Below are 13,367 nucleotides of genomic sequence, written 5' to 3'. Positions count from 1 at the left end.
TGTACCTAGAGTGAACTAATGGGTGCGCTCAACCGCTAAATCCGCCAAGGCGTATAAAGCCTCCTTAAAATGGCTGTCTGGCAGAGGCGCAAGCGCGGCCTTAGCCGCTTCTGCTTCCTTGCGGGCCACCTGATAGGTATAATCAATGGCGCCTGATTTTTGAATAATGGCACTCACCTCTTCAATTAATGCGATCCCTTCAGACTCAATTGCGCGCTTAATAATCGCTTTTTCAGCTTCCGTACCGTGCGCCATCATATAAATGAGCGGTAGGGTGGGCTTACCTTCGGCCAAATCATCCCCAATGCTTTTACCCAGCTCCGCTTCATCCGCCATATAATCTAAGGCATCATCCACTAACTGAAAAGCCGTCCCAACCCAACAACCATATTGAGCTAAAGGCGCCTCCCACTGCGGTTGATGCGCCAAAATCGCCCCCATCTGCGTCGCCGCTTCAAACAGTTTCGCCGTTTTACGGTGAATCACCTCCATATAACGCGCTTCATCCGTTGAAATATCATGACAATTGAGCAGCTGCAACACCTCTCCCTCAGCAATTACATTGGTGGCCTCACTCATCACCTGCATCACCTTCATCTCATCGGGCTCCACCATCATCTCAAAAGCCCGTGAATAGAGAAAATCCCCCACCAATACAGAAGCCGCATTGCCCCAGACCTCATTGGCAGTTTTATTGCCACGACGCGTATCCGATTCATCGACCACATCATCATGCAGCAAGGTTGAAGTATGGATAAACTCAATCACCGCCGCCATGGTCAAATGGTGCGTCCCCTCGTAGCCACAAGCTCGCGCACTCAGCAGCGTCATTAAGGGACGCAATCTCTTCCCCCCACTGTTAATAATGTAGTGTCCGATCTGATTAATCAGCACCACATCAGAAGCCAATCGATTTAAAATCAACTGATCGGTGGCAGCAATATCTTCAGCAATCAACTGGCGAATTTCGGCTAAAGTCATAGGTCACATCTTTTTAGTAGATAAATCCAGGTAAGTTTAGTATGAAGCGGCTCTTTTGAAAAGGCGGCAGCGTGAAAAAACGCTCAAAAAAATATGGATGCGCGTTTGCCAACAACACCTAGAAAAATTTTATCACGCACCAAGGTCTCAATAATAAAGTTGACCTTCTTACAAAAAATCTATATAATCCCCGTTTTTCTTATTCCAGGCACTGCCATCACAGCATGCTTTGGTAATTACGAATTTTAGAATCAAATCTGGAGAACTCCAAGATGTATGCGGTCATTAAAACCGGTGGTAAACAATATCGTGTGCGTGAAGGTCAAACCTTGCGCATTGAAACCTTAGAAGCGAATGAAGGGGACGCGATTGAGTTTGATGAAGTTCTAATGGTTGGCGAAGGTGCAGATGTTCAAGTGGGCACCCCAACTGTAGAAGGCGCTAAAGTTGCGGCGACTGTTAAAGGTCATGGCCGCGGTAAAAAAGTGACCATCATCAAGTTCCGTCGTCGTAAAAACCGTTCTCGCTTGAAGAAAGGTCACCGTCAAAACTTTACAGAAGTTGAAATTACAGGTATTTCAGCTTAATATAATTGATCCCTTAACGGGGTTGGCATATTAATTAAGTTGGAGCATTTCTGAGTAGGGAATGTTCGAGCGAATAAGAGGTTATCAGCATGGCTCATAAGAAGGCTGCAGGTAGTACTAAAAACGGTCGCGATTCCAATGCCAAACGCTTAGGTGTTAAGCGTTTCGGTGGTGAACAAGTTTCCGCGGGGAGCATTCTTGTTCGCCAGCGTGGAACTAAATTCCACCCTGGCTTAAATGTGGGTCGTGGCAAGGATGATACCTTGTTTGCAAAAGCTGATGGTAAGGTCGCTTTTGTCACTAAAGGTAAGCCAGTACGTACCTATGTTACAGTGATTGCCGAATAAGCTTATCGGAATCCACTGCCAGACGCCCCGCTTGTCGGGGCGTTTTTATTTTGAAAAAAGCCCTTTGTGCGAGAGAAAAGATGCAATTTGTAGATGAAGCCCAAATCGAAGTCATTGCCGGTCGTGGCGGTAACGGCGTCGCCAGCTTTCGGCGTGAAAAATATATCCCTTTCGGCGGCCCTAACGGGGGAGACGGCGGGGATGGTGGCAGCGTTTATCTGCAAGCAGACCGGAATCTCAACACGCTGGTTGATTTTCGATTTGTCCGTCAATACAAAGCAGAAAATGGTCAGAGCGGCATGGGGCAACAAAAAACCGGAAAGGCCGGTGAAGATCTGATTATCAAAGTTCCCGTCGGCACCATTGTGCGTGACGTTGATACACGAGAAGTGATTGGCGACCTCACCCAACACGGACAAAAACTGCTCGTTGCCAAAGGCGGACGCCATGGTTTGGGCAATGTGCATTTTAAAAGCAGTCGCAATCGTACCCCTCGACAATGCACGCCTGGAGAACCGGGTGAACAGCGCAACTTGCAGCTTGAACTGGCGGTATTGGCCGACGTGGGCTTACTTGGACTTCCCAATGCCGGCAAATCCAGTCTCATTACGGCTGTCTCTGCCGCCCGCCCCAAAGTGGCCAACTACCCGTTCACCACGCTTTATCCCAATCTAGGGGTGGTCTATATTTCACCTGAAACCAGCTTTGTTATCGCCGACATTCCAGGTTTAATCGAAGGAGCTGCTGAAGGCGCTGGATTGGGCGTGCAGTTTCTAAAACATCTCTCGCGCACAGGCTTACTTCTGCATGTGGTCGATCTAGCACCCTATGATGAAAGCACACCACTAGAAGCGATTCAGACCATTGAAAATGAACTGAAAAAATATAGCCAAGAGCTAGCTGGCAAACCTCGCTGGTTGGTCTTTAATAAAGCGGATCTCCTACCTGAAGAAGAAGCACAAAAGCGCGTTCAAGAGACCCTTGAGGCTCTCAATTGGCAAGCGCCCTATTTTGTAATTTCAGCCGCGCAGCGCTCCGGCACGCAAACACTGGTCAATGCCATTGCCGAAACGCTTAAAGCCAATAAAGTGGCCGCACAGCAGGCCGAAATTGAGGCAAAAAAAATGGCGGAAGTGCACACAAACGAAACCCAGCCTGAAAACGATCGCCCTGAGGACGAAACACCATGATCCAGCGTTCTACGCTCCATCAAACCCGACGCTGGGTGGTTAAAATTGGCAGCGCCTTATTAACCAATGATGGCAAAGGCCTCAATCGCCAAGCCATTCAAGATTGGGCCGAACAAATCACCCAACTGCGACAAAAAGGCATTGAAGTGGTGCTGGTCTCTTCAGGTTCTGTGGCGGAAGGGATTAAACGCTTGGGCTGGGAACAACGCCCCACTGAAATTTCAGAACTGCAAGCAGCAGCGGCCGTGGGGCAAATGGGACTGATTGAAGCCTATGAAAATGCCTTTAGCGCGCACAATACGCATACTGCACAAATTCTACTGACCCATGATGACCTTTCTCATCGCAATCGCTACCTAAATGCAGCCAACACCCTGCAAACACTTCTGCGCCACCAAGTGGTGCCCATTATTAATGAAAACGACACGGTGGTCACTGATGAGATCCGCTTCGGTGATAATGACACCCTCGCAGCGCTGACTGCCAACTTAATTTCTGCGGATGTTTTGGTGATTTTAACGGATCAAAACGGACTCTATGACAGCAATCCTCGCCAAAACCCCAATGCCAAACTCATTTCAGAAGCGGCAGTCAGTCGAAAAGACATTGAACAGATGGCCTCGCCTGAAGGCGGCCAACTTGGACGTGGCGGTATGTACACCAAAGTAATGGCTGCTAAACGCGCCGCGCGCTCTGGCACCGCCACCTTAATTGCTTCAGGCAAAGAGCCTAATATCCTCCCTCGCCTTATGCAAGGGGAAACCCTCGGCACCTTGTTGCTCCCTGATCTTGAACCTATGAGTGCCCGCAAACAGTGGTTGGCGGGTCACCTCAAAGCCAAAGGCACCTTAATCCTAGATGAAGGCGCCATTAAAGTCTTACAAACCTCTGGCAAAAGTTTACTTCCCATCGGCGTCAAAGCCTTTCAAGGTGAGTTTCAACGCGGTGAACTGGTCATCTGCACCGATGACAAAGGGCGCGAGATCGCGCGCGGACTCATCAATTATCCCAGTCACGAAACCGCTAAAATTATTGGCCAGCCTTCTCAAAAAATCCCTGAAATTCTCGGTTATATAACAGACGAATCCCTCATTCACCGCGATAACTTAGTGGTGACTGAACCAGAGCATTCATAAATTCTATAAAACGCTCAACGCCCATCGCAGACCCTTAATTTTTTTCATCAATTGGTTGAAAAAAAAATTCTTATCCCTATTAACTTGACACCCTAAGTTTGTTTTATAAAATAATTAGCACTCTAAACAGGAGAGTGCTAATTTCATAAGTTCACTTGATGATGACTCAATAGGAGAAAGAAGAATGGCAATTAAACCTTTACATGACCGTGTTGTTGTGCGTCGAATGGAAGAAGAGGAAGTTTCAGCAGGCGGCATTGTGTTGCCTGATTCTGCAAAAGAGAAACCTGCTGAAGGTGAAATCGTTGCGGTAGGGCCAGGCAAAATCGCAGACAATGGCTCAACCATTGCAATGTCGGTAAAAGTCGGCGACAAAGTCCTTTTTGGCAAGTACGCTGGCCAAGAAGTGGTTGTAGACGGTGAAGAATTATTGGTGATGCGTGAAGACGACATCATTGCCATTAAAGACTAAGTAAGACGTATTTAACGCATTAGTAATATTGATTAAATAAGGAAGGAAAGCATTATGTCAGCAAAAGAAGTCAAATTCGGTTTAGATGCTCGTGAAAAAATGGTCGAAGGGATTAATATCCTTGCCGACGCAGTTAAAGTTACTTTAGGACCTAAAGGTCGTAATGTGGTACTCGAAAAATCTTTTGGCGCCCCAACTGTTACCAAAGATGGTGTTTCTGTTGCCCGTGAAATCTCTTTGGAAGACAAGTTCGAAAACATGGGTGCACAAATGGTCAAAGAGGTCTCCTCACAAACCAATGATGTCGCGGGTGATGGAACCACGACTGCAACCGTATTGGCACAATCCATCGTTCGCGAAGGGATGAAGTCTGTTGCCGCAGGCATGAACCCAATGGATCTAAACCGCGGCATTCATAAAGCGGTGGATGCCGTTGTCGCAGAAATTAAAGCCATGTCTCAGCCTTGCGATAACTACGATGCGATTGCGCAAGTAGGAACCATTTCTGCAAACTCTGATGCTGCCATTGGTAAAATGATTGCCGATGCAATGGAAAAAGTGGGCACTGAAGGGGTGATCACGGTTGAAGAAGGTTCTTCACTTGAAGATGAATTGGTTGTGGTAGAAGGGATGGAATTCGACCGCGGATACCTATCCCCCTACTTTGTCACCAACCAAGAAAAAATGGTCGCTGAATTAGAAAATCCTTACATCTTATTGCATGATAAGAAAATTTCAAACATTCGCGACCTATTGCCAACTCTAGAAGCGGTTTCTAAGTCTGGCCGTCCACTTTTGATCATCGCTGAAGATGTTGACGGTGAAGCCTTAGCGACTTTGGTGATCAATAATATGCGTGGTATTGTCAAAGTCGCTGCAGTGAAAGCACCTGGCTTTGGTGAGCGTCGTAAAGCGATGTTGCAAGACATGGCTGTGCTGACTGGCGGAACTTTAATCACGGATGAAGTGGGTCTCACTTTAGAAAATGTGACCTTAGACATGCTGGGTGAATGTAAATCTGCCGTTGTCGGTAAAGACAGCACCAAGTTGATTGACGGTGCCGGCTCTAAAGAAGACATTGAAGCGCGTATTGCACAAATCAAGGCGCAAATTGAGACCACCACTTCTGATTATGACAAAGAGAAGCTACAAGAGCGTTTAGCTAAACTGGCCGGTGGTGTTGCTGTCTTGAAGTTAGGTGCAGCGACTGAAATGGAAATGAAAGAGAAAAAAGACCGTGTGGACGATGCCCTTCATGCAACCCGTGCTGCAGTGCAAGAAGGAATTGTTGCCGGTGGAGGTGTTGCCTTGGTTCGCGCCATGTCTAAAGTGGATGTAAAAGGTGACAACAATGACCAAGATGTCGGTATTCAAATTGCACTACGCGCAATGCAAGAACCTATGCGTCAAATCGCTGAAAACTGCGGTTTAGAAGGTTCTGTCATTGTCAACAAAGTGCTTGAGCATGAAGGTAACTTCGGTTTTGATGCCAATAAAGAAGAATATGTTGACATGATCGAAGCGGGGATTATCGACCCAGCTAAGGTGACTCGTTCAGCCTTACAAAACGCTGCCTCTGTTGCTGGACTTGTCCTCACAACAGGTGCCGCGATTGCTGAGATCCCAGCCAAAGAAAGTGCAGCGCCTGCTCCAGACATGGGTGGCATGGGCGGAATGGGCGGCATGATGTAATTCATCTCCCTTTATCCGCACTTAAAGCTAAGGCCAGCAAATCATTTTGCTGGCCCTTTTCTTTTTCCGGTTTTAGAACGCCTCAAATAGTGCCCACCCACTATTTTTACAGCAGAAGGTTTTACATCCTTTTTTTTTTCAGCAAACAACCCGCTACAATTTAACAACGCAATTCTGCCAAGTTTTGCACAACACTGCTATTTCTTTAATAAAAATTACATGCAAATCTTCTTCATTTTTCATAAAATGGTGAATTCATGACAAGCTTTTACACAGGATGGCAAGCGTCTCTCAAGAGAATTTAACCGTATTATGTTCAAATCTTTAAAAACACCTATTTTATTAGGATTTTTGATTATCCTAACCATGCTGCTTTCACTCTCAGGCCATCTGCTTTTCAGTAATTTCACAAAATACGAATCCTACCAGACCGCCCAAAAAACTTACCATCTTTCAAATAAAATCCAAAAACTGATCACACTTTTAGCTCAAGAAAGAGGCTTACATTATATTCAGTCTCTAAATCAAAGTACCAAACAAACAGATGCGGCACACGCCCTATCTTCTTTTAACAAACTGCTTAAATCAGCTGAAACACAAACCGACCGACTACTCACCCAGGAAAACCTTATTCACGCCTTAGAAACGCACTATCCCAACCAGAAGGCACTGATTTCTTCACTGAAACAGCTCGATCAACTACGCAAACGTAAACAAAGTTTTAAAGCTTACAGTGCACTGATCGCACAACTCGCTGCCTTTAACCAACAAATGCTCAGTCAAGCCACACTTCCTCTATCAAATAATGCATTAAGTCTAGATCTGACGACCCTTAATACGCTCACCAACCTCAAAGAGCTCTTTGGCCAAGAGAGAGGTATCGTGATGCAAATCCTCCTATCCAAAAAACTGGATACCGATCATTATTTTTTATTCAGTGGGATTGTTCAACGCCAAAAGCATTACCTAAAGAAATTATCCGACATCTATAACGATCGACAATTTTTGGCAGCAGATAAAGAATCAAAAGAGCGTCATGAAGCTAAACACATTCAACAGCTGCTCACCCATCTAAATACCGATAAGTATCAAAAAATAACCGCACTAAAACTTCAAATAAGAGATCAATTTCTCCTGCAACAACGGCTCCTCGATTTACTTTCTGTCATCGGCTATGGGGGCTTTATTCACCATTATAAAAACTATATCCTACGTCACGATAGTCTCGATTATCACTTAGCAGAAAAAGACTTGAAAAGACTCAAACAAATTTTACCCAAGCTTGCTCAGCTTGCTTATACTTCGCGACAAAAACAAGATTTAGAAATTATTCAACGCATCTTTTCGCTTTATGAAGAAAAACTCAAATCAATGGACCTATATCATGACTTAGCCATGAATACAGATGAAATTGATGATAAAGTCAAGATTGACACAGCAGCCTCTATAGAGGCCATTCAGGATCTAAAACATTTTTATACCCCAATCCCCCCTTTGGAATGGTGGCAGCTAGCCAGCCAGCCTATTCAAGAGATTGCATTGGCCGAGGATAAATTACTTCATTGCATGCAAGAAGAGGTTGAAGCCGAAGTCGAAGCGTTAAAACAAGTGAATATACTCATTTTTATCGGATTACTGCTCATCACCCTCATTCTGATTCTACTCATGCAGTATATTTTCTCGCGCATTAAACAGATTTCACTTTTATCTGATGAGCTTGGCAAGATGTCCACTTCCCACTATTTTCATCCAATTAACATTGATGGCAAAGATGAAGTCGCCAGCTTGGCAAAATCATTTAACACGCTCATTCGCGATCGTGAAAATTATGAACAAGAGATTTGGACTCGCTCACACCTTGATCCCTTAACACAGCTGCCTAATCGAGGCTATTTACTCGAAATACTCAATTTGTTGATCAAACAACATCAGAGAAACCAAGAACAGCTGGCACTTCTATTTATCGACCTAGATGGGTTTAAAAATATCAATGACAGTAAAGGACACCATGTTGGCGATCAGCTGCTACAAACGATTTCCAAACGTATTCAAATCTGCATTCGTAGCAGTGATATCGCCTCTAGACTGGGGGGTGATGAGTTTGTCATATTAATTCCACAGCTAAAAGAGACAGAAGACACGAAAAAGATCGCACAAAAACTTATCGATGCCATTTCCAAGCCGGTCACCATCGATGAAGATTTAAGCATCAATGTGTCTGCGAGTATTGGGATAGCGCTCTATCCTAAAGACGCGAATGACGGAAATACGCTCTTAATCAATGCCGATCTGGCCATGTATGAAGCCAAATCAAAGGGCAAAAATGGCTATGCCTATTACCATTCAGATCTATCCCACACCCTCGCCTTTAAACAAACCATTACGGAAAGTTTATCGAAAATCGCCAAAAGCGGAGATCCTGAACAGCATGGGTTCTATTTGACCTATCAACCCATTGTCGACACGCAAAAAAACATTCAGCATTTTGAAGCACTGATCCGTTGGAACCATCCTGAGCTCGGCTTTTTACCCCCTGACCGCTTTATTGAGATTGCCGAACTCAATCAGACAATCATTCCGCTCGGACAATGGGTGATTCGCGAAGCCGCCAATCAAACCATGCAATGGCAAAAACAATTCCCACATCAAGAAATTCATATTTCTATCAACCTCTCGCCAGTGCAAGCCGAGAATGGGTTTGCGAGTGTACTAGAAGTATTAGATGCGCTTCAGCAGAAACAGTTCCCAGTGAATACCCTTCATTTTGAAATTACTGAGGGACTCTTAATGCAAAATAACCAAACCATTCTGAATGGCCTACAAAAAATTAAAGATTATGGCTGTAACATCTACTTAGATGATTTTGGAACTGGCTACTCCTCTTTGAGCTATCTTAAACGCTTCCCATTGGATGTCCTTAAAATAGATCGCAGTTTTATTATGGAAATCTTAGAGAACAAACAAGATCAAGAGTTAGTCAAAACGATTCTCTCTATTGCCCACATACTGCATTTAAAAGTGGTGGCGGAAGGCGTTGAAAATGAAGCACAATTTGAATACTTAAAAGCTCATGGCTGTGAATTTATACAAGGTTATTGGATTTCAAAACCGTTAAAAGGCGATGAAGCGACAGAATTTTTACAGAAACATCTCGATAAGTAATGGTACGCCCAGAGGGACTCGAACCCCCAACATAGCCTCCGGAGGGCCACGTTATATCCAGTTTAACTATGGGCGCATGTGCATTTTGAAAGAAGGATATTATAAGCTGCTTACATAAAATTTTGGGAAAAATTTGAGACCTTTGCATGAGTGGGATGCAAAGGTCTCAATTTAACGAATGCTTTGGTGATAGGCTTCTTTGACCTGATACATATGCATATCTGCCTGCTTAATCAATGTGTCTGCAACCTTTTCAGCATCATCCGCCTCGGTAAAGTCATCCAACAGCGCATAGCCAATACTCACGGAAACAGAAACGGAAATCCCATTTACCTCAATAGGCGCCTTAATCACTTCTTCTAATTTATCGACGACTTTAAGCACATCTTCTGGATGCCGAATGTCCGTTAACACCACAATAAACTCATCCCCGCCAAACCGTGCAGCTATATCCGACGTTCTTAAGGTTTCCTTCAATCTTTTCGCCACCGTTTTCAGCACTTCATCGCCCACTTTGTGACCGTAAGTATCATTAATCGGCTTAAAACCATTCAGATCCAAAAACAGCACTGCAATCGATTTCTTGTTGCGTATCGCTAGCTGCACACTCTGAATTAAGCGCTCTTTAAATTGAAGCCGATTCAATAATCCTGTCAATGGATCATGATAAGCTAAGTATGCAACCTGGGCACGCGCCTTATGCGCTTTATAATCAAAATATAAAATAATCGGCAAGAAAATAGCGCCTAATACCACCACCAAGCCTAAACCCTGTATCACAGCTTGCCGGAGTTGCTTTTGGTCTTGCGCTAAAGCTTCTTGACTGCTATAAACAACTGCCGTCCACAAGGTGCCAGGTATTTTTTTCATGGCCACATTCGGTAAAGCATTTAATGCAGATAAGGACATTTGCCATTGGCGGGGATAGCTATGACGATAACCTTGATCAGAAAAATCAATCAGTACCACTTGCTTTTGCCGATCAATTTTCACTAACAGCGAATGCGTGCCTTCTAAAGTGACATATTGCAACCATTCCACAACCTTTTTCGCCGAAATATTGATAAAAAATACCCACTTTTTATCATCTAAATTGATAGGCACCATCAAATCAACGTGCGGAAAAACGTGATTGGGATGTAGTTGCATTAAGCCTGCATGAGGGGGTTGGGCAAAATGCTGAATATCTCGCCGGCATATATCGCTAATGGTGCCGCCAAAATCATCGAACAAGAGGTTTCCCTGAGCATCCGCAATGGTAAAGCCACCCATCTCAGGAAAATAACGCATTAATTTTTCGTAAAGTTCATCTTGAAGCACCTTATCTTTTGGATGCAGTGCCAAATCGGCAATGAGCGCCTGATGCGCATTGACAAATACTTTAAGCGAGCGCCTTAAATCTAACAGATTATTATGCACTATCCGCTCAACCCCTTTGGCTTCAATCCTGTTTTGGGATTGATGAATGCAGGTTAAATACTGTTTATTCAGCTGATAGGTTTGCCATAAATAGGTGCCAGAAAAAACGAAATAAGCCAGTAAGACAAAAACCAATGTGCGCAAATGTATCGGCCGACCATCATGAGGTTGTCCTGCGCTTAAATCATTGAATGAATTCATAGAAAAAACTTTAATTATTGATTGGAAAAGATTATACCCTGTATCAATCTTATTTAATCAGTAAAATAAACCTATGAATAATTCACACGCTCCACAATTTAGCCTTATTCAAAGCAAGGGCACCTTAGACTGGTGTTATCCATCATTGGTTTTAGCCAGTACAGCAGCGGCCATGGATAAGCAAGTTGGGATTTTTTGCACCTTTTATGGTCTCAACTGCTTATTAAAAGATACCAGCAAGCTCAAAGTCTCGCCGGTCGGCAATCCTGCCATGCCTTTAAAACTGCCTATCGGTCCTCGCTGGCTACAGCAGCAGGATTTACGCTGTTTACCAGATCTTATCTGGAGTTTACCCGGCATGACTTCACTGGCCACATGGAGTTTTAAAAAGACTTTGGCTCAACATCAACAGCTGCCTTTTGAAGCGTTGCGCCAACTGTGTCTAGAAATGGGGGTGCAATTTACCGCTTGTCAAATGACGGTGGATTTGCTCGGCTATCAAGCAGATGACTTTATCGAAGGGGTGCAATTTGCCGGTGCAGCCACCTATTTTGCCCACTCACCTGAAAATCAGTCTCTTTTTATCTGACATTGATAAAAAAGGGCTTAAAGCCCTTTTTTAGGATATGAATGGTTTTTTAATGCGACTTATTTATTTCTCTCGCACATAAGCAGATTGTTCACTTGCATTGACCGACCCTTTTCAAAAAACATGATTATTTACTCTTTTACTTTTTGAGCCATCTCTTGCGCTTTTTCACTCACAATCGGGCCTTTTTGCTCAATCAACTTTTCGCTCACCTGCTGTCCTTTTTCAATCACCACTTGCGCACCTTTACCCACTTTTTCTATGACTTGTGCATCCGGAAAGAACAGCGCGCCTGCCAGTAACAACATCGCAATAATCACCGCTGCTTTCACCAATCCAGTGATCATTTTAATGATAAAAAAAGCAACCACGACGCCAACCAAAGAGGCAATTAAAGTGGTTTGGTCCCCCGAAGCTAAATTTTGCATATACTGTTGCCACATCTCTTGCATAAAACGTCTCCTTTTAAGAGACCTTTGCACGAGATGGTTCTACGGCTAAAAATGGCTAAAATTTCCCCTATCGTTGTTGGAAAACTTGGCAATAGCTGGCTATTGCCTGCGTTTCCCGCCTAGATAAGGAAAATTTTTTCTCATTTTTAGCTCGCATCCCACTCATGCAAAGGTCTCAATTTTTTTATTCACCTAAAAACCATCCTTTTGGTGATTGCGGGTCAAATCTGTCCATCGCTTCTTGCGCTTTTTGATAGCCCACAGGAATCATCTCATTTGCGCGATCAAATTCAAAAATCCCGCAGCGATCCCGTTCAATCTCGATCAGCACATCAGGCGGATAGGTCGCGAGTTTTAAGCGTGCAATCGTCCCTTGCATTGTATCAAAAGAACGGTTGGCCAAATCATAGAACCCTAAATTGGGCATCAGCTTTGCACGCATGGTATCTTGCAACTCCTTTAAATAGCGTTTCAAAGTCTGCTCCATTACCCACCCGGTTTCATGCTTCGTCTGCTCTTGAAGCAGATCTTGATCCCCTTGAATCAGAGTAGAGCTCAATGGAGTTCGTTGCATCGGCTTACCCATTAAATTCACCGCAATGGTCAAATCCGTATGATCCGACAGCGTCGGTGCAATAGGGACAGGATTTAACACCCCACCATCCACTAAAGTGCGGCCATTAAGTTCATAAGGTGTAAAAAAAAGAGGAATGGAAATGGAAGCACGAATGGCATCAAAGAGCTTGCCTGACTGCAGCCACACCTCTTTTTCTTCAAACACATCCGCCGCTACGGCTGTATATTTAATGGGTAAGTCATCAATCAAGGTATCGCCAGCCATGCCGATCAAATATTGCATCACCTTTTCGCCCTTAACAATTCCACCATTGCCTAAGGAAAAGTCCAGCATGGAGAAAATATCCACCTTATCAATGCCCCGCACCCATTTTTCATATTCCTCCAATTTACCGGCCGCATAAATGCCCCCAATTAAGGCACCTATGGAAGTGCCTGATACCGATTGAATCTGATACCCATGTTCTTCCAACCAATGAATCACCCCTATATGGGCCAGTCCTAAAGCCCCGCCACTGCCTAGAACTAAAGACACTGTTTGTTTTCGCTTGCTCATCAATTGT

General features: G+C 44.2%; 12 protein-coding genes and 1 tRNA gene. 8 read left to right on the top strand and 5 right to left on the bottom strand.

Annotated elements, in window-relative coordinates:
- Positions 1-15: 15 nt before the first annotated feature.
- Positions 16-981, bottom strand: coding sequence for an octaprenyl diphosphate synthase (gene ispB / locus ACYQ05_RS07935; protein ID WP_459819978.1), 966 nt, complete (start codon positions 979-981; stop codon positions 16-18).
- Between the two features lie 272 nt (positions 982-1,253).
- Between ispB and rplU the strand changes: the two genes are divergently transcribed.
- The 7 genes from rplU (at position 1,254) to ACYQ05_RS07900 (ending at position 9,567) form a co-directional block, all read left to right on the top strand.
- Complete coding sequence (rplU, locus tag ACYQ05_RS07930) at positions 1,254-1,568, top strand: 50S ribosomal protein L21 (RefSeq protein ID WP_459819977.1); 315 nt, start codon at positions 1,254-1,256, stop codon at positions 1,566-1,568.
- 89 nt (positions 1,569-1,657) lie between these two features.
- A complete protein-coding gene (rpmA, locus tag ACYQ05_RS07925) occupies positions 1,658-1,915 on the top strand; it encodes a 50S ribosomal protein L27 (RefSeq protein WP_459819975.1) in 258 nt (85 codons plus the stop codon).
- 80 nt (positions 1,916-1,995) lie between these two features.
- Complete coding sequence (cgtA, locus tag ACYQ05_RS07920) at positions 1,996-3,105, top strand: Obg family GTPase CgtA (RefSeq protein WP_459819973.1); 1,110 nt, start codon at positions 1,996-1,998, stop codon at positions 3,103-3,105.
- Positions 3,102-4,241 (top strand): glutamate 5-kinase, encoded by a 1,140-nt coding sequence (proB, locus tag ACYQ05_RS07915; protein WP_459819972.1) that lies wholly within the window; start codon positions 3,102-3,104, stop codon positions 4,239-4,241. The genes cgtA and proB overlap by 4 nt, the downstream gene beginning before the upstream one ends.
- A 184-nt stretch (positions 4,242-4,425) precedes the next feature.
- Positions 4,426-4,713 carry a co-chaperone GroES gene (gene groES / locus ACYQ05_RS07910; RefSeq protein ID WP_459819970.1) on the top strand — a complete coding sequence of 96 codons (288 nt, stop codon included), beginning with the start codon at positions 4,426-4,428 and terminating at the stop codon, positions 4,711-4,713.
- Positions 4,714-4,767: 54 nt separating this feature from the next.
- Positions 4,768-6,405: a chaperonin GroEL gene (gene groL / locus ACYQ05_RS07905; protein ID WP_459819968.1), complete on the top strand. Its 1,638-nt coding sequence runs from the start codon at positions 4,768-4,770 to the stop codon at positions 6,403-6,405.
- A 312-nt stretch (positions 6,406-6,717) separates the two neighbouring features.
- Positions 6,718-9,567, top strand: a complete 2,850-nt coding sequence (locus ACYQ05_RS07900) for an EAL domain-containing protein (RefSeq protein ID WP_459819966.1) — start codon at positions 6,718-6,720, stop codon at positions 9,565-9,567.
- On the opposite strand, the gene ACYQ05_RS07895 is transcribed toward ACYQ05_RS07900, so the two are convergent.
- Both ACYQ05_RS07895 and ACYQ05_RS07890 read right to left on the bottom strand, forming a co-directional pair.
- Positions 9,568-9,643, bottom strand: a tRNA-Arg gene (locus ACYQ05_RS07895).
- A gap of 95 nt (positions 9,644-9,738) precedes the next feature.
- Positions 9,739-11,187, bottom strand: coding sequence for a diguanylate cyclase domain-containing protein (locus tag ACYQ05_RS07890; RefSeq protein WP_459819964.1), 1,449 nt, complete (start codon positions 11,185-11,187; stop codon positions 9,739-9,741).
- Between the two features lie 73 nt (positions 11,188-11,260).
- On the opposite strand from ACYQ05_RS07890, the gene ACYQ05_RS07885 reads away from it, so the two are divergent.
- Positions 11,261-11,776, top strand: a complete 516-nt coding sequence (locus tag ACYQ05_RS07885; RefSeq protein ID WP_459819962.1) for a DsrE/DsrF/DrsH-like family protein — start codon at positions 11,261-11,263, stop codon at positions 11,774-11,776.
- A 131-nt stretch (positions 11,777-11,907) separates the two neighbouring features.
- Here ACYQ05_RS07885 and ACYQ05_RS07880 read toward each other — a convergent pair whose 3' ends face one another.
- Together ACYQ05_RS07880 and ACYQ05_RS07875 are read right to left on the bottom strand one after the other, a co-directional pair.
- A complete protein-coding gene (locus tag ACYQ05_RS07880) occupies positions 11,908-12,228 on the bottom strand; it encodes a hypothetical protein (RefSeq protein WP_459819960.1) in 321 nt (106 codons plus the stop codon).
- Between the two features lie 184 nt (positions 12,229-12,412).
- Positions 12,413-13,360: a patatin-like phospholipase family protein gene (locus ACYQ05_RS07875; RefSeq protein ID WP_459819958.1), complete on the bottom strand. Its 948-nt coding sequence runs from the start codon at positions 13,358-13,360 to the stop codon at positions 12,413-12,415.
- Between the last annotated feature and the right edge of the window lie 7 nt (positions 13,361-13,367).

The sequence above is a fragment of the Galenea microaerophila genome, from assembly GCF_054657255.1.
Note: the sequence above shows the minus strand (reverse complement) of the source record. Positions and strands in the feature narration are given on the sequence as shown.